Source organism: Saccharopolyspora griseoalba (genome assembly GCF_042665275.1).
Taxonomy (GTDB): domain Bacteria; phylum Actinomycetota; class Actinomycetes; order Mycobacteriales; family Pseudonocardiaceae; genus Saccharopolyspora; species Saccharopolyspora griseoalba.
The window spans coordinates 101,265-120,908 of record NZ_JBHTCJ010000010.1; the positions used below are offsets into that span (position 1 = coordinate 101,265).

General features: G+C 72.2%; 19 protein-coding genes. 11 read left to right on the top strand and 8 right to left on the bottom strand.

Annotation, left to right across the window (positions count from 1 at the left end; translation table 11 throughout):
• Positions 1-228: 228 nt before the first annotated feature.
• Together ACFQRI_RS19170 and adh are read right to left on the bottom strand one after the other, a co-directional pair.
• Entirely contained in the window at positions 229-609 is a 381-nt protein-coding gene (locus ACFQRI_RS19170; protein WP_380670513.1) for a DUF779 domain-containing protein, read from the bottom strand.
• Positions 609-2,132 carry an aldehyde dehydrogenase gene (adh, locus tag ACFQRI_RS19175; RefSeq protein ID WP_380670515.1) on the bottom strand — a complete coding sequence of 508 codons (1,524 nt, stop codon included), beginning with the start codon at positions 2,130-2,132 and terminating at the stop codon, positions 609-611. Before adh ends, ACFQRI_RS19170 begins: the two co-directional genes overlap by 1 nt.
• Before the next feature lie 199 nt (positions 2,133-2,331).
• Here adh and ACFQRI_RS19180 point away from each other — a divergent pair, with 199 nt between their 5' ends.
• Complete coding sequence (locus ACFQRI_RS19180; RefSeq protein ID WP_380670517.1) at positions 2,332-3,825, top strand: helix-turn-helix domain-containing protein; 1,494 nt, start codon at positions 2,332-2,334, stop codon at positions 3,823-3,825.
• On the opposite strand, the gene pqqE is transcribed toward ACFQRI_RS19180, so the two are convergent.
• The 4 genes from pqqE to pqqB are packed head-to-tail and all read right to left on the bottom strand — an operon-like array spanning position 3,785 to position 6,739.
• Positions 3,785-4,900, bottom strand: coding sequence for a pyrroloquinoline quinone biosynthesis protein PqqE (gene pqqE / locus ACFQRI_RS19185; protein WP_380670519.1), 1,116 nt, complete (start codon positions 4,898-4,900; stop codon positions 3,785-3,787). The two genes, ACFQRI_RS19180 and pqqE, sit on opposite strands and share 41 nt — an antisense overlap.
• Positions 4,897-5,160 carry a pyrroloquinoline quinone biosynthesis peptide chaperone PqqD gene (gene pqqD / locus ACFQRI_RS19190; RefSeq protein WP_380670521.1) on the bottom strand — a complete coding sequence of 88 codons (264 nt, stop codon included), beginning with the start codon at positions 5,158-5,160 and terminating at the stop codon, positions 4,897-4,899. Before pqqD ends, pqqE begins: the two co-directional genes overlap by 4 nt.
• Positions 5,160-5,855 (bottom strand): pyrroloquinoline-quinone synthase PqqC, encoded by a 696-nt coding sequence (pqqC, locus tag ACFQRI_RS19195; protein ID WP_380670523.1) that lies wholly within the window; start codon positions 5,853-5,855, stop codon positions 5,160-5,162. The genes pqqD and pqqC overlap by 1 nt, the downstream gene beginning before the upstream one ends.
• Positions 5,852-6,739 carry a pyrroloquinoline quinone biosynthesis protein PqqB gene (pqqB, locus tag ACFQRI_RS19200; RefSeq protein WP_380670525.1) on the bottom strand — a complete coding sequence of 296 codons (888 nt, stop codon included), beginning with the start codon at positions 6,737-6,739 and terminating at the stop codon, positions 5,852-5,854. Before pqqB ends, pqqC begins: the two co-directional genes overlap by 4 nt.
• Positions 6,740-7,075: 336 nt before the next feature.
• Between pqqB and ACFQRI_RS19205 the strand changes: the two genes are divergently transcribed.
• The gene (locus tag ACFQRI_RS19205) at positions 7,076-7,987 is read left to right on the top strand and encodes a LysR family transcriptional regulator (protein ID WP_380670528.1); all 912 of its coding nucleotides are present in this window, start codon (positions 7,076-7,078) and stop codon (positions 7,985-7,987) included.
• Between the two features lie 59 nt (positions 7,988-8,046).
• Complete coding sequence (locus ACFQRI_RS19210; RefSeq protein ID WP_380670530.1) at positions 8,047-8,406, top strand: VOC family protein; 360 nt, start codon at positions 8,047-8,049, stop codon at positions 8,404-8,406.
• Here ACFQRI_RS19210 and ACFQRI_RS19215 read toward each other — a convergent pair whose 3' ends face one another.
• Complete coding sequence (locus ACFQRI_RS19215) at positions 8,407-9,432, bottom strand: L-idonate 5-dehydrogenase (protein ID WP_380670532.1); 1,026 nt, start codon at positions 9,430-9,432, stop codon at positions 8,407-8,409.
• Positions 9,429-10,769 (bottom strand): MFS transporter, encoded by a 1,341-nt coding sequence (locus ACFQRI_RS19220; RefSeq protein ID WP_380670534.1) that lies wholly within the window; start codon positions 10,767-10,769, stop codon positions 9,429-9,431. The genes ACFQRI_RS19215 and ACFQRI_RS19220 overlap by 4 nt, the downstream gene beginning before the upstream one ends.
• Before the next feature lie 95 nt (positions 10,770-10,864).
• Here ACFQRI_RS19220 and ACFQRI_RS19225 point away from each other — a divergent pair, with 95 nt between their 5' ends.
• The 8 genes from ACFQRI_RS19225 to ACFQRI_RS19260 all read left to right on the top strand — a co-directional run bounded on the left by ACFQRI_RS19225 (position 10,865) and on the right by ACFQRI_RS19260 (position 19,590).
• Entirely contained in the window at positions 10,865-11,572 is a 708-nt protein-coding gene (locus tag ACFQRI_RS19225; RefSeq protein WP_380670536.1) for a GntR family transcriptional regulator, read from the top strand.
• Between the two features lie 171 nt (positions 11,573-11,743).
• A complete protein-coding gene (locus tag ACFQRI_RS19230) occupies positions 11,744-12,829 on the top strand; it encodes a substrate-binding domain-containing protein (protein ID WP_380670538.1) in 1,086 nt (361 codons plus the stop codon).
• Between the two features lie 82 nt (positions 12,830-12,911).
• A complete protein-coding gene (locus ACFQRI_RS19235) occupies positions 12,912-14,198 on the top strand; it encodes an ABC transporter substrate-binding protein (protein WP_380670540.1) in 1,287 nt (428 codons plus the stop codon).
• A 50-nt stretch (positions 14,199-14,248) separates the two neighbouring features.
• Positions 14,249-15,193, top strand: coding sequence for a carbohydrate ABC transporter permease (locus tag ACFQRI_RS19240; RefSeq protein WP_380670542.1), 945 nt, complete (start codon positions 14,249-14,251; stop codon positions 15,191-15,193).
• Entirely contained in the window at positions 15,190-16,035 is an 846-nt protein-coding gene (locus ACFQRI_RS19245; RefSeq protein WP_380670544.1) for a carbohydrate ABC transporter permease, read from the top strand. Before ACFQRI_RS19240 ends, ACFQRI_RS19245 begins: the two co-directional genes overlap by 4 nt.
• Positions 16,032-17,000, top strand: a complete 969-nt coding sequence (locus ACFQRI_RS19250) for a hydroxyacid dehydrogenase (protein WP_380670546.1) — start codon at positions 16,032-16,034, stop codon at positions 16,998-17,000. Before ACFQRI_RS19245 ends, ACFQRI_RS19250 begins: the two co-directional genes overlap by 4 nt.
• Positions 17,000-18,820, top strand: a complete 1,821-nt coding sequence (locus ACFQRI_RS19255) for a DUF2264 domain-containing protein (protein WP_380670709.1) — start codon at positions 17,000-17,002, stop codon at positions 18,818-18,820. The genes ACFQRI_RS19250 and ACFQRI_RS19255 overlap by 1 nt, the downstream gene beginning before the upstream one ends.
• On the top strand, positions 18,817-19,590 hold the full coding sequence (locus tag ACFQRI_RS19260; RefSeq protein WP_380670548.1) for a sugar phosphate isomerase/epimerase family protein: 774 nt from the start codon (positions 18,817-18,819) through the stop codon (positions 19,588-19,590). The genes ACFQRI_RS19255 and ACFQRI_RS19260 overlap by 4 nt, the downstream gene beginning before the upstream one ends.
• The last annotated feature ends 54 nt before the right edge of the window (positions 19,591-19,644 follow it).

A 19,644-nucleotide genomic window follows, 5' to 3' on the forward strand; every position in this document is an offset into this window, starting at 1 on the left:
CGGGCAGGGAACTTCCGCGGCTCGGCCGCTGGTGGACCGCGATCGATCGCCGGCTCGTCGGCGCAGCCGCCGCGAACCGATCCGCCACCCATCCTAGCCCGGATCGTGACCCCGACCACACCGCTCGCGGGTGCGGCCGTCCGTTGGCATGACGAACGCGCGGCGGCGGACCCGACCGGTCGGTACGAGCCCGCCGCCGCGATCCCCCCGTTCCCCGGCGCTCGACGATCAGACGAGGCCGAGGGCTTCGAGCTCCGCGTCGGTCAGCAGACGGGAGCGGATCAGGAAGCGCACGCCCTCCGGCGCCTCCAGCGAGAAGCCGCTGCCCCGCCCCCGCACGACATCGATGGTCAGGTGCGTGTGCTTCCAGTACTCGTGCTGCGCCGCCGACATCCACACCGGGATCAGCTCGTCGATCCCCTCCACCAGCAGTTCACCGAGGCGCACGTCGGAATCGCCGGTGCGGAACTCCCCCGCCGGGTAGCACATCGGCGCGCTGCCGTCGCAGCACCCGCCGGACTGGTGGAACATCAGCGGGCCGTGGTCGGCCCGGAGGTGGCGCAGCAGCTGCGCCGCCTCCGGGGTCACGGCAACCCGGGAATATCCCATCAGAAGAGGCCGAGCTTGTTCTGCGAGTAGCTGACCAGCAGGTTCTTCGTCTGCTGGTAGTGCTCCAGCATCATCTTGTGGTTCTCCCTGCCGATGCCCGACTGCTTGTAGCCGCCGAAGGCCGCGTGCGCCGGGTAGGCGTGGTAGTTGTTCACCCACACCCGGCCCGCCTGGATCTCGCGGCCCGCCTTGTAGGCGATGCCGGCATCGCGCGACCACACCCCGGCGCCCAGGCCGTAGAGGGTGTCGTTGGCGGTCTTGATCGCGTCGGCGTAGTCGTCGAAGCGGGCCACCGAGACCACCGGGCCGAAGATCTCCTCCTGGAAGATCCGCATCTTGTTGTGCCCCTCGAAGACCGTCGGCTCCACGTAGTAGCCGCCGGAGAGCTCGCCGCCGAGATCGGCCTTGGCCCCGCCGGTGAGGACCTTGGCGCCCTCCTGCTTGCCGATGTCGATGTAGGACAGGATCTTCTCGAACTGGTCGTTGCTGGCCTGCGCGCCGATCATGGTCTCGGTGTCCAGCGGGTGCCCCTGCTTGACCGCCTGGGTGCGCTGCACCGCCTCGCCCAGGAACTTCTCGTAGATGCCGCTCTGCACCAGCGCGCGCGAGGGGCAGGTGCACACCTCGCCCTGGTTGAGCGCGAACATCGTGAATCCCTCGAGCGCCTTGTCGTAGAAGCCGTCGTCGTGCGCGGCGACGTCCTCGAAGAAGATGTTCGGGCTCTTGCCGCCCAGCTCCAGGGTCACCGGGATGATGTTCTCGCTGGCGTACTGCATGATCAGCCGGCCGGTGGTGGTCTCACCGGTGAAGGCCACCTTGCTGATCCGATCGCTGGAGGCCAGCGGCTTGCCCACCTCGACGCCGAAGCCGTTGACCACGTTGAGCACGCCCGCGGGCAGCAGGTCGCCGATGACGTCGAGCAGCACGTGGATCGAGGCCGGGGTCTGCTCGGCGGGCTTGAGCACCACGGCGTTGCCCGAGGCCAGCGCGGGAGCGAGCTTCCAGACCGCCATCAGGATCGGGAAGTTCCACGGGATGATCTGGCCGACCACGCCCAGCGGCTCGTGGAAGTGGTAGGCCACCGTGTCGCCGTCGATCTCGCTGATGCCGCCCTCCTGGGCGCGGATCGCGCCGGCGAAGTAGCGGAAGTGGTCGATGGCCAGCGGGATGTCGGCGGCCAGCGTCTCGCGCACCGGCTTGCCGTTCTCCCAGCTCTCGGCGACCGCGAGCTTCTCCAGGTTCGCCTCCATCCGGTCGGCGATCCGGTTGAGCACCACGGCCCGCTCGGCGGGCGAGGTGCGACCCCACGCCGGGGCCGCGCCGTGCGCGGCGTCGAGCGCGCGCTCCACGTCGTCGGAGGTGCCGCGCGCGATCTCGGTGAAGTCCTGGCCGGTCACCGGGGTCGGGTTCGCGAAGTAGCCGCCCTTGGCCGGTGCCACGTACTCACCGCCGATGTAGTGGTCGTAGCGCGACTCGTAGGCCACGACGCTGCCCTGCTCACCCGGCGCTGCGTACTTCGTCATCTTGGTCCTCCTGCACGGAACCGTCAGCTGTCCCGCGCAGCGTGCTTCACGTCACGTTGCAACGGAGTTGCATCCCGTGACGGAGCCGATGACCTGACCGAACGGACGGGATTGCGCGTGGTTCCCTTGTCCAGGACGTTCCGCCGTGGTCATGATGACCGGCGCAGGCGCCAGCGCAGACGTCCGCACGGGAGGCCACGTGGAGCTCGACCAGCAGAACGCGACGTTGCTCGCCGACCCCATCGAGTACGCCTCGCTGCTGGGCGAGGTCTGGGAGTCGGTGCTGCGCGGGGACCACGCCCCGCGATCGCCGCGCCCGCTGGTCTCGCAGTCCTGGGAGCGCTCGCTGGCCGCCGAGGTCGACCCGGACGCCTGCGAGGCGCCGGTGGTCTGCGAGCGCGACGAGGTCTGCGACATGCGGTCGAACCACCCGCTGGTGGACGCGATCCCGGTGCTGCGCCAGACCGTGCTCGACGTCGCCGACGAGGCGATGCACGTGATGATCGTGACCGACCGCGACGGGCTGATCCTGTGGCGCGAGGGCAACGCGGACGTCCAGCGCAGCGCCGACCGGGTTCGGCTGGCCGAGGGGACCCGCTGGTCGGAGGAGGCCATCGGAACCAACGCGATGGGAACCACGCTGGCGGTGGGCAAACCGGTGCAGATCTACTCCGCCGAGCACCTGGTGCGCACCTACCACGACTGGACCTGCGCGGCGAGCCCCATCTACGACCCCGACACCGGGGAGGCCCTGGGATCGGTGGACATCAGCGGCCCGCTGCGCACCGTGCACCCGGCGATGGTCTCGCTGGTCAGCGCGGCCGCCCAGCTCGCCGAGAGCCACCTGCGGGCGCGGATGGCCGCGCGCGACGAGCGGCTGCGGGCCAAGAACATGCCGCACCTGCGCGCGCTGCGCGGCGAGGCCGGGGCGCTGCTGACCCGCACCGGCCGGGTGCTGGCGGTCGAATCCGGTCCTGGACTGCACCTTCCCGAACGCGTGGACGTCAGCTCCGACAGCGTGCCGCTCGCCGACGGGCGCGAAGCCCTGCTGGAGCGGCTGCCGGAGGGGTTCCTGCTGCGGTTGCCCGGTGAGCGGGCCTCGACCCGTCCGCAGCCGGTGCTCTCGCTGTCCTTCCTGGACTCCTCGGGGCCGCGCGCGGTGCTCGACGGGCGCGAGATCCCGCTGTCGCTGCGGCACGCGGAGATCCTCACCCTGCTGGCGATGCGCCCGGCAGGCCTGACCGCCGACCGGCTGGCCTACCAGCTCTACGGCGACCACGGGAACCCGGTGACCGCGCGCGCCGAGATCCACCGGCTGCGCGCGCACCTCGGCGAGCACGTCATCGGCACCAAGCCCTACCGGCTGCGCGCCGCGGTCGACGCCGACTTCCGCACCGTGCGCCGCGCGCTGCGCGACGGCGACATCCGCACCGCCACCGAGACCTACCGGGGACCGCTGCTGGAGGACAGCGAGGCGCCGGCGATCCGCGACGAGCGCGACGAGCTGTTCGCCTCGCTGCGCAACGCGGTCCTCGACCGCGGCGACGTCGAGGCGCTGTGGTCGCTGTTCGGCAGCGAACCCACCGACGACCTGGAGATCCTCGGCCAGCTGGCGCACCGCCTCCCCCGCCACGACCCCCGCCGCCCGCTGGTCACGGCCCGGATGCAGCACGTCCTGGAGGGCGAGGACTAGCGCTGCGCCGGAAGACCGGTTCGGGTGCCGGGTCGTCGGAGTTGGCCCGCTGCACGGCGTCCCGGACCAGGTGGTGGTCCGGCGAGTGCACGCACACCGGGTCGGTTCGCGCGGCGTCGCCGGTGAGCGCGAACGCCTGGCATCGGCAACCGCCGAAGTCGATCTCCTTGCGGGAGCAGCTCCGGCACGGGTCCGGCATCCAGTCGGTGCCCCGGAACGCCTGGAACGCCGGCGATTCCGCCCAGATCCGCTCCAGCGGACCGGTCCGCACCGACGGGAAGGTCATGCCGTCGATCTCGGCGGCCACCGGGCACGGGTAGGCCGTCCCGTCCGGTGCGACGGTGAAGCTGCTGTGCGCCCAGCCGCCCATGCACGGCTTCGGGTAGGGCTCGTAGTAGTCCGGCAGGATCCACAGCAGCTCCATCCGGCCGGCCAGCTCCTGCTTGCGCCGCCGGTAAACGGCCTCGGCCCTGGCGAGCTGGTCCCGGCTGGGCAGCAGCACCTCCCGGTTGCGCAGGCCCCAGCCGTAGTACTGGGTGTTGGCCAGCTCCAGGCGCTCGGCGCCCCAGGCGTCGCACACGTCGATGATCGAGTCGAGCCGGTCGAGGTTGAGCCGGTGCAGCACGACGTTCATGTTCAGCGGCAGCCCGCTGTCGCGGATGATGCCGGCCGCCTCCCGCTTCTTGTCGAAGCGCTTGCTGTCGGCGATCTGGTCGGTCGACTCCGGGGTGTCGCCCTGAACGCTCAGCTGCGCGCTGTTGAGCCCGGCGCCGACCAGCGCCTTCGCCCGGTTCTCGGTGAGCCCGAGCCCGCTGGTGATCAGGTTGGTGTAGAGCTCGCAGCGGTCCGCCTCGGCGATGAGCTCCTCCAGGTCGCCGCGCACCAGCGGTTCGCCGCCGGAGAAGTGCACCTGCAGCACCCCGAGCTCGGCGGCCTCCCGGATCACCCGCAGCCAGTCCTCGGTGCCCAGCTCCTCGTCGCGCGGGCGCAGGGCCAGCGGGTTGGAGCAGTACAAGCAGTGCAGCGGGCACTGGTGGGTGAGCTCGGCGAGCAGCCCGTACGGCGCGTTGGTCATGTCGTCACCCAGCCTCGTCGGTGCGCGTCCCGCAGGAATCCCAGGACGTCCTCGGACAGCCCGGAGGTGTTGAAGTCGGCCTCCAGCTCGGTGATGATCTCGGCGGCCGTGCGGGTGCCGTCGCACAGCCGCAGGATCGCCGCGCTGGAGGTGTTGAGCTCCACGACCCGCTCGGGCAGCAGCAGCATGTCGCCGCCGCGGACCTTGTCGAAGCGCAGCCTGCCCTTGGGCACCAGCCGCGGTGCGCCCTCCGGATCCATCAGGCGTCCTTGCCGAAGGCCAGCTGGACCGAGTCCAGCAGCGTCCACAGCACGTCGCACTTGAACTCCAGCGCCCGAGCGCAGGCGAGCTGCTTCTCGCGGGTGTCGGCGTGGGTGAGCACCAGCTCCAGCAGGTGCTCGATGTCGGCGGGCTGCTGGGTGAGCCGGGTGCGGAAGTACTCCAGCCCGGACGGGGCGATCCACGGGTAGTGCTCGCGGACGTCGGTGATGCGGCGGCTGAGCAGGTCCGGGGCGAACAGCTCGGTCATCGCCGAGGCCACCGCCTCCAGCCACGGCCGGTCGCGGCAGAACGCCACGTAGGCGTCCACCGCGAAGCGCACCCCGGGCAGCACCGCGCGGTCGTCGTGCAGGTCGGCGCGGGTGAGGCCCACCGATTCGCCCAGCCGCACCCAGCGCTCGATACCGCCCTCGGCGCCGTCGGTGCCGTCGTGGTCGGTGATCCGCTTGATCCACCGCCTGCGGTGCTCGGAGCCGGGCAGCTTGGTCAGGACGAACGCGTCCTTGATCGGCAGGTTGAGCTGGTAGTAGAAGCGGTTGCGCACCCAGCCGCGGAACTCGTCCTCGGTCAGGTCACCGGCGTGCATCCGCTCGTTGAACGGGTGCAGGTGGTGGTAGCGCTGCTCGCCGATCGCTCGCAGCTCCTCCTCGAACTCCGCAGCAGGCAGCGGCGTCATAGCTCGACCTCCAAACCCGCGTGCCCGACCTCGATGCCCAGCCGCGCCAACCTGCGGCGCTCGGCCGAGTCCTCGTCGAGGATCGGGTTGGTGTTGTTGACGTGGACGTAGATCTTGCGCCCGGGCAGCTCGGCGAGCCGCCGCGCGGAACCGTCGGGGCCGTCGATCGGCATGTGGCCCATGGACAGCCCGGGCCGGGATCCGGTGCCCTGGCGGGACATCTCGTCGTCGGTGTGGAAGGTGCCGTCGCAGAACACGCAGTCGGCGTCGGCGACCTGCGCGGCGAAGGCCTCGTCCCAGCGCGGCACGGTCGGCGCGTACACCGCGGTGCCTCCGGTGACGGCGTCCTGCAGCCGGTAGCCCAGCTCCCAGTTGGCGCGCTCGTCCGAACCCACGTAGCGGGGCGGTTTCCCGCCGGTGCGGAACGCCGTGGCGCGCAGCCGCTCGTCGAGCTCGATCGGCTCGCCAAGTTCGACCGGTCGCCAGTCGACGCTGGCGTAGTCGCCGAGCAGCCCGCGCACCGGGAACCGGGTTTCGAGCGCGTCGAGCACCTCGGGCGTGCCGCGCACGACGAGCTCGGCGCCCTCGCGCAGCATCAGCAGCCCGATGGTGTGGTCGAACTCGGCGTCGGTGAGCAGCACCCCGGCCACCGGGGTGTCCCGCGGTCCGGGACCGGGGTGCAGGTTCGGGTCGGCGGCGATCTGGTGGTGCACGTCCGGGGTCGCGTTGAGCAGGAACCACCGCTCCCCCGTCCCGGAGACCGCGAGGCCCGCGTGCATCGAGGCCCGCTCGGGCCGGTCGCGGGCCGCGCGGCAGCCGGCGCAGGCGCAGTTCCACTGCGGGTAACCACCGCCCGCGGCGACTCCGAGGCAACGCAGCAGCATGGCTTATCGCCGGTGGAAGTAGCCGGTCGCCTCGGCGCAGACCTCGACCACGGTGAACTCGGGCTCTTCCCAGGTCATACCGTCCTCCTTGAGCAACGTGACTGCGTCGAGCTTCGGCGATCGGCGGATGCGGTGACAACCGATCGGCAACCAGCGGAATTCGATCCCCCACCAGAGGCGCGGTTCCCGGGACGAGCGGTGCGACCCCAGCTGGCCGGGCGGGTACCCGCCCGGTGGTGATCGGAAACGGCCCGGCGGAACTCCCGTTCGGCGATCGGCGTTCCGCCCACCGATTCGCGGGGACTGCGCGGGCGTCCGCCGGACTAGCATTCCGCCATGCTGCTGCGACAACTCGAGTACCTCACGACCCTCGCGCGCGAGCGGCACTTCGCCCGCGCCGCCGAGGCGTGCTACATCTCGCAGCCCGCCATGTCCGCGGCGATCCGCAAGCTCGAGGCCGAGCTGCACGTGCAGATCATCCAGCGCGGCAACAGGTTCATCGGATTCACCCCGGAGGGCGAGCGCATCCTCAGGTGGGCCTACCGGATCCTCGCCGAGCGCGACGCCCTGGTCGAGGACGTCGGGGCCATGCGGGAGGGGCTGAGCGGGCGCCTGCGCATCGGCAGCATCCCCACCGCGCTGTGCGTGGTGCCGATCCTGACGTCGCTGCTGTGCCAGGCCCAGCCCAGGGTGCGGATCGCCGTCACCTCGCTGACCTCCATCGAGATCCAGCGCGGGTTGTCCCAGTACGGCCTCGACGTCGGGGTGACCTACATCGACAACGAGCCGCTGACCAACGTGCGCACGGTCCCGCTCTACCCCGAGCGCTACCTGCTGCTGGCCGACGAGGCGCAGCTCGCCGACCGCTCCGCGGCGACCTGGGCCGAGGCCGCCGAGCTCCCGCTGTGCCTGCTGACCGAGGACATGCAGAACCGCCGCATCCTCAACGCGGTGTTCGAGCAGGCCCGGGTCGACCCGCAGCCCGCGGTGGAGACCGACTCGATCAGCGCGCTGTACTCGCACGTCAAGGAGGGGCCGTGGGCGACGGTGCTGCCGCACACCTGGCTGCTGCGCTTCGGCATCCCGGAGGGCATGCGCGCGGTGCCGCTGTCCGAACCGGAGATCAGCAAGACCATCGGGGTGGTCCTGCACGACCGCGACCCCGAACCCATCCTCGCCAAGGCCTTCGTCGACACGGCCCGCCGGATCGACCTCCAGTCGATCCTCGACCTCCCCCCGAGCGACTGACCGGGTTGTCGGTGCCCCGGTGCACGCTCCTCCTCGAATCCGACCGGGAGGAGCCGTCCGTGCCCGCACCGAACATGTTCATCGTCCACGTCGCCGACGCCGCGAAGTCCGCGCGGTTCTACGGCGAGCTGTTCGAGATGCAGCCGTGCTTCGAGAGCCCGCGGTTCATCGCCTTCGAGCTCGGCGGCGGCGTCCAGCTGGCCCTGTGGAGCGGGGCTTCCGGCGAGGCCCGCCCCTCGCGCACCAGCGAGGTGTGCCTGTGCCTGTCGGGTGGCGCCGAGGAGATCGACCGCTACCACCGGGACTGGGCGAACAAGGGGGTCGAGGTCGTGCAGGAGCCGCACGACGACGTCTTCGGCCGCACGTTCGTCGTCGCCGACCCCGACGGCAACCTCGTCCGCGTCGTCCCGGTGGACTGATCACCCGTCGAGGCGGAGCACGACCTTGCTGCTGCCGGTGGACCGGTCCGCCGCGGTGGCCAGCGCCTCGACCGCCTCGCCCAGGCCGAATGTGTGGGTGATCAGCGGGCTGACGTCGAGACCGTCGCGCATCAGCTGGAGCGCATCGGTGATCTCGTCGACGAAGCGGTACGAGCCGATCCAGGTCAGCTCGCGGGTGACCAGGTCGCCGAGCGCGGCCGGGGCCGGCTCGCCCGGCAGGTTGCCGACCTGCACGACCGCGCCGCCGCGCGCGGTCGACCGCAGCACCGGCCCGATCGCCGCCGGCACGCCGGAGGCCTCGAAGGACAGCTCCACGTCGGCCGGGAGCTCGTCCCCGGCCGACAGATCGCGGGTTTCGTCGGCTCCCATCCGCCGCGCGATGGCCAGCGAGGCCGGCGCGGGGTCGGCGGCGATCACCGCCGCCCCGCGCCGCTTCGCCGCGGCGACCACCAGCGCACCGATCGGACCGGCACCGTTGACCAGCACAGTCCTGCCGCGCAGTTCCCCCGCCCGGTTGACCGCGTGCAGAGCCACCCCCAGCGGCTCCGCGAGCGCACCGTGCAACGTGGAGACGCCGTCCGGCAGCGTCCGGATCTGATCGGCGGGCACCGCGCGGTACTGGCTGAACCCGCCGTCGGTGTGCGGCTGGAAGGCCGCCGAGCCGAAGTAGCGCACGTGCGGGTGCAGGTTGGTGCGCCCGGCGATGCGCGCGGGCAGCCCGGGGTCGCCGACCAGCTCGGCCGGGTGCACCGTGACCGGCAATCCCACCTCGAGGCCCGAAACCCCTCGTCCCACCGCGGCGATGCGCCCGGCGACCTCGTGTCCCAGCACCATCGGGTGGCGCAGCGCTGCGGTTCCGGTGCCGCCGTGGCGCCAGTAGGAGACGTCGGATCCGCAGATCCCGCCCCACTCCATGGCCACCAGCACCTCCCCAGCAGCGGGGACGGGATCGGGCAGGTCGGCGACGCGGACGTCGCCTTCCCCGTGCGCGACAACGGCCTTCACAGGGCGTCCTCCGTTCGAACCAGGTCACGTCCGCGCGTTTCGGGGGCGAGCCAGGTCGCCAGGAACGTGATCGACGAGTAGGCGATGAGCATCGCCGCGATCGGCCACCAGTGCTGGGTCCACGCGGTCAGCCCGGCGGCCATCACCGGCCCGATCGCGGTGGCCAGCGTGCCGCCGATCTCCTTGGCCACGGCCAGCTGGGTGAACCGGGTGCGCGAGCCGAACAGCTCGGCCATGGTGACGCTCTCCACCGAGAACAGGCCCAGCACACCGATGTTGAGCCCGAGGATCATCGCCGCGGTCAGCGCGATGGTGTTCCCGGTCGCGATGGTGGCCATCATCGGCACGGCCAGCACCGCGGTCAGCAGGCTCAGCGCCAGGTAGACGGGCCTGCGGCCGAACCGGTCGCCGAGCATGCCCACCAGCGGGACGGTGGCGAAGCCCAGTACGGAGCCGTAGACCACGGCGTTGGTGGGCACCGAGCGCTCGATCATCAGCGTGGAGGCGACGTAGCCGACCAGGAAGGTCTGCACGAGCCCGGAGTTGCCCGCCTGGCCGAACCGCAGTCCCAGCGCGACCAGGAACGAGCGCCCCTTGCGCTGCTTGAGCCCGGTCTCGATGGCGCTCTCGGCCTCCGCGGCTTCCTCGGCGTCCTGGCGCTCCTCGAACACCGGGCTCTCCCGCAGGTTCGCGCGCATCCACACGCCGAACAGCAGCAGCACGAAGCTCAGCAGGAACGGCAGCCGCCAGCCCCAGGCGACGACCTGCTCCTCGGTGAGGACCGCCAGCAGCACCGCCCACAGCCCGGAGGCGGCCAGCGTGCCGGAGTTGGTGCCCAGCGACACCAGCGAGGCCACCAGGCCGCGTCGCTTGACCGGTGCGTACTCCACGAGCATCACGGTGGCCCCGGCGATCTCGGCGCCCGCGCCGAATCCCTGGATCAGCCGCAGCACCACCAGCAGGATCGGCGCGGCGATGCCGATCGTCTGGTAGGGCGGCAGCACGCCGATCAGCGTGGTCGACGCGCCCATGATCGTGATGGTCAGGAACAGGACCTTCTTGCGCCCGATCCGGTCGCCCATGCGCCCGAAGTACACGGCGCCGATCAGCCGGGCGACGTAGCCGACGCCGTAGGTGGCCATCGCCGCGATCAGCCCGATCGCCGGGCTGACGTCCGGGAAGAAGATCTTGTTGAACACGATCGCGGCGGCCAGCGAGTACAGCTGGAAGTCCATGAACTCCATCGCCGTGCCCAGCCAGCCGGAGACCGCTGCCTTGCTCAGCTCGCGCGTGCTGCGCCGCGCCACTCCCGGCGGCGACTGGGTGCTGTCGGTCATCGTGAGCTCCTTCGCGGCACGAGCGGACTGATATGGCAGTACTGGTATACAAGCACTGATCGATCAGTGCGGTCAAGGCGGGCTAGGATCGTGACGTGCCCGGGTCCAGCAAGCAGTCCAGCCGCCGCACCGTCTACGAGACGCTGCGCCGCCAAGTGCTGACCCTGCAGCTGCGGCCCGGCGAAGCCCTCTCCGAGAAGGACCTGGCCGCCGACCTCGGGGTCAGCCGCACCCCGGTCCGCGAAGGGCTGATCCTGCTCGCCGAGGACGGTTTGGTGCAGGTGTTCCCGCAGATCGGCTCGTTCGTCTCCCGCGTCGACATGCGACGGGTCGCCGACGCCCAGTTCCTCCGCGAGGCCGTCGAGCTCACGGCTCTGGAGGACCTCCCGCAGCAGCCCGACCCGGAGCTGCTCGCCGCGCTGGAGGACAACCTCGCCCAGCAGCGCGCCGCCGGCGACGACGTCGAGGAGTTCTTCGCCCTCGACGAGCGCTTCCACCACGGCCTGCTGCGCCTGTCCGGCCACGACCGGGCCTGGCCCACGGTGGTCTCGGCCAAGGGCCACCTCGACCGCGCCCGCCGCCTCGGCCTCTACGAGTCGAGCCCGCCGCAGACCTTCGCCGACCAGCACGTGCGCATCCTCGAGGCGGTCCGCGCCCGCGACCTGGACCTGGCCCGCACCACCATGCGCCACCACCTGCGCGAGGTCTTCGCCGACATCGAGCGCATCCGGGAGCGCCAGCCCGACCTCTTCGCCGATGACGAGGCCACCCCGGTCCGCACCACGGTGACCGTCTGGCGCTAGGTCCGCGTCGAAGCGGCGGAGCCGCCCTCGCCTCGGCGAGCGGGCGAGCTGCCCGCACCGCCGCGCGGAACGACCGCGACGCACGCCCCAGCAGGGGATCTCGCGACCGTCGTCCGGCTTCGTTCCGATCGCTATGGTGCTCTCCGAGCGATCGATCGATCAGGGGGAGCCATGCGCGAAGCCGTTGCGGATCGGCGGCGGCGGATCCTGGCCGCGGTGCAGGCCCGCGGAGCGGTGAAGGTCAGCGACCTCGCCGCGGAGCTGGAGGTCTCGATCGTCACGGCGCGCCGCGACGTCGAGGAGCTGGCTCGCGAGGGGAGCATCCGGCGCGGGCACGGGGTGGCCCGTTCGCTGGTGCCGCGACGAGCTCCCGCGGCGAGCTCGTCGAGCCCGGGCGCCGTCGCGCTGCTGGTGCCCGAGCGGCACGCCTACCTGCACGAGGTCGTGCACGGCGCGCGAACCGCCCTGGAGCAGGCGCGCATACGGGTGGTGCTGCACGTGGTGCCGCACGCCTCCGGGGCCGAGCGTCCGATCGTGGAGCGGCTGGACGCCGAGGAGGTCCGGGGCGTGCTGATCGCGCCGCGCTGGCGCAGCGCCGCCGACGAGGACGAGTACCGCTGGCTCGCCCAGGTGCGGCTGCCCGCGGTGCTGATGGAGCGCCGACCGCCCCGGGACAGCCCGCTGCACGCCCTGGACTCGGTCTGCAGCGACCACTTCCACGGCATGCGGTTGGCGGTCGATCACCTGATCGGCCTCGGGCACCGGCGCATCCTGCTGGCCGCGCGCGCCGACAGCCCCACCGCCCGCGCGATCCGCGGCGCGTTCGCCGAGCTGGTCGCCGCGCGACCGGAGCTGGAGGAGTGCCCGGTCGCGGTGTCGGCGCACGACGCCGATCCCGACGGCCTGGCCGCCGGGCAGGACTTCGATCCCGGCTGGCCGGCGCGGGCCCTGCGCGAGAACCGCGCCACCGCGGCGATCCTGCACGGCGACGTGGACGCGCTGATGCTCGTCCAGCAGCTGGCCGAGGCCGGTGTGCGGGTGCCCGAGGACTGCTCGGTGGTCGCCTACGACGACGTGGTCGCCGCCATGGGCGCGACGCCGCTGACCGCCGTCGCACCGCCGAAGGCCGAGGTGGGCAGGGTGGCGGCCGAACTCCTCCGCCGCCGGCTGGACAACCCCGACGAGCGCTGGGCGCAGCGCGTCGAGCTGCTCCCCCGCCTGGTCGTGCGCGGCTCCACCCGCGTGCTGATCGATTGATCGCTTTTCGGCGTTTATTGACCGCTTTTCGCAAAGACGTTCATGCTCTCCAGGTCTCGCCACGAGAGCCCTGGAGGCAACGATGCCCTTCAACCGCCGCAGCGCGCTCACCGCGGCGCTGGTGCTGCCGGTCGCCGGGTGTGTTGGAAAGCCCGCGGGACGAACCGAGATCACCTTCTGGTCGGCGCTGCGCGCCACGCAACCGGTGGTGGACGCGTTCAACCGCGCGCAGGACCGGATCTGGGTGTCGTACGAGCAGATCCCGACCGGCGGCCAGGGCGGCTACGCGAAGCTGAGCAACGCGGCCCGAGCCGGGAACGCCCCGGACGTGGCCACCATCGAGTACCCGCAGCTGCCCGGATTCGCCATCGACGGCGTGGCGCGGGACCTCACCGATCTGATCAGCGACCGGCTGCGCCGACGCCTGCTGCCGCAGGCGTTGGAGCGCACCACCTTCGCGGGCAAGGTGTTCTCGGTCCCCTCCGACTTCGAGCCGATGGTGCTGCACTACCGCAGCGACGTCTTCGCCGCGCACGGATTCGAGGTGCCGCGCACCTGGGAGGAGTTCGCCCAGCTGGCCCGCGCGGTGCGCGATCACCTGCCGGGGACCCGGCTCTCGACGTTCCCGACCGACGGCGGCGCGCAGTTCGCGGCGTACTGCATGCAGGCGGGCGCGCGGTGGTTCGACACCCGCGACGGCCGCTGGCAGATCTCGCTGACCGACCGGCCGACCCGGCGCGTCGCCGAGTTCTGGCAGCGCATGATCGACGAGGACCTGGTGTTCACCGGGCCTGCCGACAGCCTGCGCTACGACTCGCAGGTGAGCGGCGGTCAGGTGCTCACCCGGCTCAGCGGCGCGTGGGACGCGGCCGCGCAGGTGACCAAGCATCCCGGGCAGGCGGGCAAGTGGGCGATCGCGCCGATGCCGCGGTGGGATCCGGCCGACTCCCGCATCGGCGACCACGGCGGATCGACGTTCGCCGTCACCGCGGGCAGCGAGAAGGCCGAAGCCGCGATGGAGTTCATCGAGTGGCAGGTCTCCAGCCCCGACTCGCTGCGCGCGCGGTTGAACTCCGGCGCCGGGTTGCAGTACCCGGCGGTGCCGGACCTGGTCGACGTCGGTCGGCGGGCGATGGACGTCTCCTACTACGGCGGCCAGGACATCTACGACCTGTTCGAGCGGGAGGCGCCCCGGGTCCCGGGCGACTGGACGTGGGGACCGCGGATGACCGCGACCCTGCAGGTCATGGAGGACAACTTCGCACGGGTCACCGCCGGCCGGGGCACGTTGCTCGACGCGGTGCGCGCGGCGCAGGAGGGCACCATCCCGGACCTGCGCGCCCTCGGGCTGTCCATCGAAGAGCTCTGACCGCGCCGGCGCGACGGAGGCGCCATCCAGCGAAAGGGAGGTGATGGCCGATGGTTTCGGTGACATCCGCGCCGGAGGTGCGCGGGTCAGCACCGCGAGCGGCCGGACGGCGGCGGGGGCGCGGGACCGCGCTGGCGTGCGGGGTGCTGATGGCCCCGTTCTTCCTGCTGCTCATCGGCGTGTTCCTGGTGCCGGTGAGCACGGCGGTCTACCTGAGCTTCTTCGCCTCGGACCAGCCGGGGCTCGGCTTCGGCCCGGAGAACCTGACCTTCGTCGGGCTGCGCAGCTACCTGGCGGTGTTCGCCGATCCGACGTTCCTCGGCGGTCTCGGCGTGGTGCTGGTGTTCGCGGTCGGCTACTTGCCGGTGCTGGTGCTGGGCGCCCTGGCGCTGGCGCTGCTGCTGGACTCCGGAGTGGTGCGGTCGCGGGCGTTCGCGCAGCTGGGCCTGTTCCTGCCGCACGCGGTGCCGGGCATCATCGCCGCGCTGATCTGGCTCTACCTCTACACCCCGGGGATCTCCCCGGTGGTCGAGCTGCTGGGCCGGGCCGAGATCCACGTGGACTTCCTCGGCGTGCAGACGGTGATCCCGGCGATGGTCAACATCGCGCTGTGGACCAACCTCGGCTACAACGTCGTGGTGTTCTACGCGGCGCTGCAGGCCGTGCCGCGCGAGGTGGTGGAGGCCTCGGTGGTCGACGGGGCGGGGCCGGTGCGCACGGCGGTGCGGATCAAGGCGCCGCTGATCCGCTCCTCGGTGGTGCTGGTGCTGCTGTTCAGCCTGATCTTCACCCTGCAGCTGTTCACCGAGCCGATGCTGCTCAGCCAGTCCACCCCCGTGGTCAACGCGCGGTTCTCGCCGAGCATGTACATCTTCGACGCGGCGTTCACCCGCCGGAACTACGGGCTGGCCGCGGCGGCCTCGGTGGTGCTGCTGGGCTGCACGATCGCGCTGTCCTACGCGGTGACCCGCTGGAGCAACCGGGAGGTCCGATGAGCGCGCGGCCCCGCCTGCTCGGCAGGTTCGCGGTCAACGCCGTGGTCGGCGTGTCGGTGCTCTACACGCTGCTTCCGGTGCTGTGGCTGGTGCTGGCCTCGGCCAAGAACGCCGACTCGCTGTTCGGCAGCGATCTGCTGTCCCCGGGCGATTTCACCCCGCTGTCCAACCTGCGCGACCTGCTGGCCATGGACGACGGGATCTACGGGCGCTGGTACCTCAACAGCCTGCTCTACGCCGGCTGCGGGGCGCTGCTGAGCGCGCTGATCAGCATCGCCTGCGGTTACGCCTTCGACAAGTACGCCTTCCGGCACAAGGAGAAGCTCTTCGGGCTGGTGCTGGCCGCGGTGATGGTGCCGCAGACCGTGCTGGCGCTGCCGCTGTACCTGATCGCGTCGAACCTGGGAGTGGTCAACACCTTCTGGGCGGTGTTCGTCCCGGTGCTGTTCAACCCGTTCGGCGTCTACCTGGGCCGGATCTTCAGCGAGGGCTACGTGCCCGACGAGGTGCTGGAGGCCGCGCGCATCGACGGCGCGGGCGAGCTGGCCGGGTACTTCAAGGTGGCGCTGCGGATGCTCGGCCCGGGCCTGGTGACGGTGTTCCTGTTCCAGCTCACGGCGATCTGGAACAACTTCTTCCTGCCGATGGTGATGCTCTCCGACGAGGAGCTCTACCCGCTGAGCCTCGGCCTGTACAGCTGGAACTCCTCGGCGACCGTCTCGCCGGAGTACTACCCGGTGGTGATCATCGGTTCGCTGCTGGCCGTGCTGCCGCTGATCGCGGCCTTCCTGCTGCTGCAGCGGTTCTGGCGGTCCGGCCTGACCGCGGGAGCGGTGAAGTGAAGGCGGCGGTGGCGATGTCGGCGGAGGCCGCCGACGCGGTGCTCGACCAGCGCGCGCTGGGCGAGCTGGCCGCGGTCTGCGAGCTGGTGCCCGGCGTGATCGAGACCTTCGACGACGCCGCCCTGGCGGCGCTGCGGGACGTCGACGTGCTGGTGACCGGGTGGGGCTGCCCTCCGGTCGACGAAGCGGTGCTGACCGCGGCGCCGCGGCTGCGGGCGATCGTGCACACCGCGGGCACCGTGCGCGGGCACGTCACGCCCGCGTGCTGGCAGCGCGGGATCGAGGTCTCCTCCGCGGCAGCGGCCAACGCGGTCCCGGTGGCCGAGTACGCGCTGGCGATGATCCTGCTGGAGGGCAAGCGGGTGCTCGACCAAGCGCGCGACTACCGCCGCACGCGGGTCAAGGACGTACCGCCCGGGGTGGGCAACTTCGGGCGCGTGGTGGGGGTCCTGTCGGCCTCGCTGGTCGGGCGCCGGTTGATCGAGCTGCTGCGCCCGCACGACTTCGAGGTGCTGCTGTGCGACCCCTACGTCGATCGCGCCGAGGCCGAGGCGCTGGGCGCGCGCCCGGTCGAGCTGGCCGAGCTGTTCGCGAGCAGCGACGTGGTCAGCGTGCACACGCCCCTGCTGCCGAGCACCCGCGGGCTGGTCGGCCGCGAGCTGATCGAATCGATGCGCCCGGGCGCGGTGCTGATCAACACCGCGCGCGGCGCGGTGGTCGACCAGGACGCGCTCGCCGACGCGCCGGTCCGAGCGGTGCTCGACGTGACCGAACCGGAGGTCCTGCCCGCCGAGCACCCGCTGTGGCGGCGCGAGGACGTGCTGATCACCCCGCACATCGCCGGATCGCAGGGGAACGAGCTGCGCCGACTGGCCCGGCACGCGATCGACGAGCTGCGGCGCTGGGTCGACGGCGCCGGTTTCGCCCATCCCGTCCACCACGAGCACCTGGAGCGGATCGCGTGATGCTGCCCGAAGAGGACCGCGAGCTCAGCCCGCACACCGGTTTCACCCGCCTGCACTGGGAGGCCGCGGCGGACGGCCTGCTGGCGGCGGCCTGGCGCTGGGCCAGCCCCAGCGGGGGCCGACTGGACCTGCCCGGACGACCGTCGAGGTCCGGCGCGCGCTCGGACGGACTGGAGGGCTTCGCGCGCACCATGCTGGCCGCGGCCTTCCGGACCGCGGGCGGCGCGGACCCGCGCGGTTGGCTGGAGCGCTACGCCGACGGGCTGGACGCCGGCACGCGCACGCCCGGCACCGACGACGCCGAGTCCTGGCCGGTGATCCGCGACCACCACGCGTTCGGCCAGCCGATGGTCGAATCCGCCTCGGTCGCGCTGGGTCTGCGGCTGACCCGCCCGTTGTTGTGGGACCGGCTCGACGGTTCGGTGCAGGACCGGGTGGAGGCCTGGCTGCGCGGGGCGCTGCGCTCGCTGCCAGCGCCGAACAACTGGTACCTGTTCCCGTTCTCCGTCGCGGGGTTCCTGGAATCGGTCGGGCGCGGCGACGCCGACACCGCGCGGGTGCGGCAGCGGGCGCTCGAGCTGCTGGAGACCTGGTACCGCGGGCAGGGCTGGTACACCGACGGCGACGGGCAGGCCTTCGACCACTACAACGGGTGGGCGCTGCACCTCTACCCGGTGCTCGACGCGCACCTGGACGGGCGCTCCACCGAGCACGCCGCGCGATTGCGGGAGTTCCTGTCCGGTTTCGGGCTGATGTTCGGCGCCGACGGCGCACCGGTCTACTTCGGGCGGTCGATGACCTACCGCTTCGCCGCCGCCTCGGCGGTCGGTCTCGGCGCGGTCACCGGCAGCACGCCGCTGTCGCCCGGGGTCTCGCGGCGGTTGATCAGCGGCAACCTGCGGTACTTCCTGGACCGGGGGTGCCTCGACGAGGACGGCCTGCTGAGCCTGGGCTGGCACGGCCCGCACGAGGCGACGCTGCAGCCCTACTCGGGCCCGGCTTCGCCGTACTGGGCTTCGAAGGCCTTCACGTGCCTGCTCGCCGGGCCCGACCACCCGCTGTGGACCGAGCAGGAGGAGCCGGCACCCGGTGAGCAGGAATGGGCGGTCGCGCTGCCCGGGCCCGGGCTGCTGCTGCAGACCTCCGGCGGGATCGCGCGGTTGCACAACCACGGCAGCGGGCACCTGCGCCCGCACCAGGCCGCGATCGCAGCCGAGGCCGATCCGCTCTACGACCGGCAGGCCTACTCCAGCAGCACCGGACCGACCGCGCGGGACAACGTGGCGGACAACCACTTCGCCGTGGTTTTCCGGGGTTCGCGCAGCGCGCGGCGCCGCGTCGAGCCGCTCGGGGCGGGCGGTGCCGGCGAGCTGGGCTGGGCGGCGTCGCGGCACGTGCCGGTGTTCGACGGCCCGGTGGCCGCGCTACCGGGGCTGCGCGTGGACTCGGTCGTGGTGGTGCGCGGCTGGCTCGAACTTCGGGTGCACCGGGTGACCGGCGCACCGCCGGAAGCCGGCGCGGAGCTGACCGGTTGGGCCGCAGGCGACGAGCTGGTCTCGGCCCTGCACCCGCTGCACGGCTGGGAGTCGGCCGACGAGGTGCTCGCCCCGGCGGGCACGGCGTTCGCCCGTTCGGTGCGGGTGCCCCGGCTCAGCGGCTCCGGCAACGGGGTCTTCGCGGCGCTGGCGGGCCTCACCGCCGAGCCGGTGGAGCTGCGCGGGGCGGTCGCCGGGGTTCGGGCCCAGCACGACCGCCTCGAGGTGCGCTGGAGCGATGGAACCACGACGCTGGTCTCGTTCGAACCAGTGGAGGTGCGATGAGCTGGAAGCTGGCGTTCAGCACCCTGGGGATGCCGGGAGCGCCGCTGCGCGAAGCGGTTTCGGTGGCCACCGCGCACGGCTGCCACGGGCTGGAGCTGCGCGCGCACCCCGACGAGGAGGTCCGGCTCGGGATCGACCCGGGACCGGCGCGCCGCCGCGTCGAGGACGACGGCCTGCAGGTCGCGTGCCTGGCCGGGTACGCCAAGATCTGCCACCCGGGCCCGGACCGGCCCGTGGTGGACGAGCTCCGGTCGCTGATCGAACTCGCCGCGGGCCTCGGCACCCCGTCGATCCGGGTGTTCCCGGGTGGCCGGCCGGCCGAGGACGGCCCCGCGGTGGAGCGCATCGGCGCGGTCGTCGAGGACCTGCGCGCCAGCGGGGTGCGGCTGCTGCTGGAGACCCACGACTCGCACCCGACCGGGGAGCTCGCCCGCCGCGTCGTCGAGCCCTTCGCCGATCCCGGCGTCGTGGCGGTCCTGTGGGACGCGCTGCACCCCTGGCGCCACGGCGAGCCCCCGGAGCGCACCCGCGCCGAGCTCGCCGAGTTCCTCGGCCACTTCCAGATCAAGGACGCCGCCGGACCCGCCGACACCACTCCCCTGCCGCCCGGCGAGGGCGGCGTGCCGCTCACCGAGTGCGCCCGCCTGCTCCAGACGTGGTCCGGCTGGGTCTCCCTGGAGTGGGAGAAGGCCTGGTACCCGGGGATCCCCCGGGTCGAAGCCGCACTGCCGGCCACCACGGCCTGGTTCCGCACCTGGAACCCCGGGTGAGGGTGTGCGACGGCAGTTCGGCCGTAAACCGCGCGCCCGGGGAGCGCGCGGTTT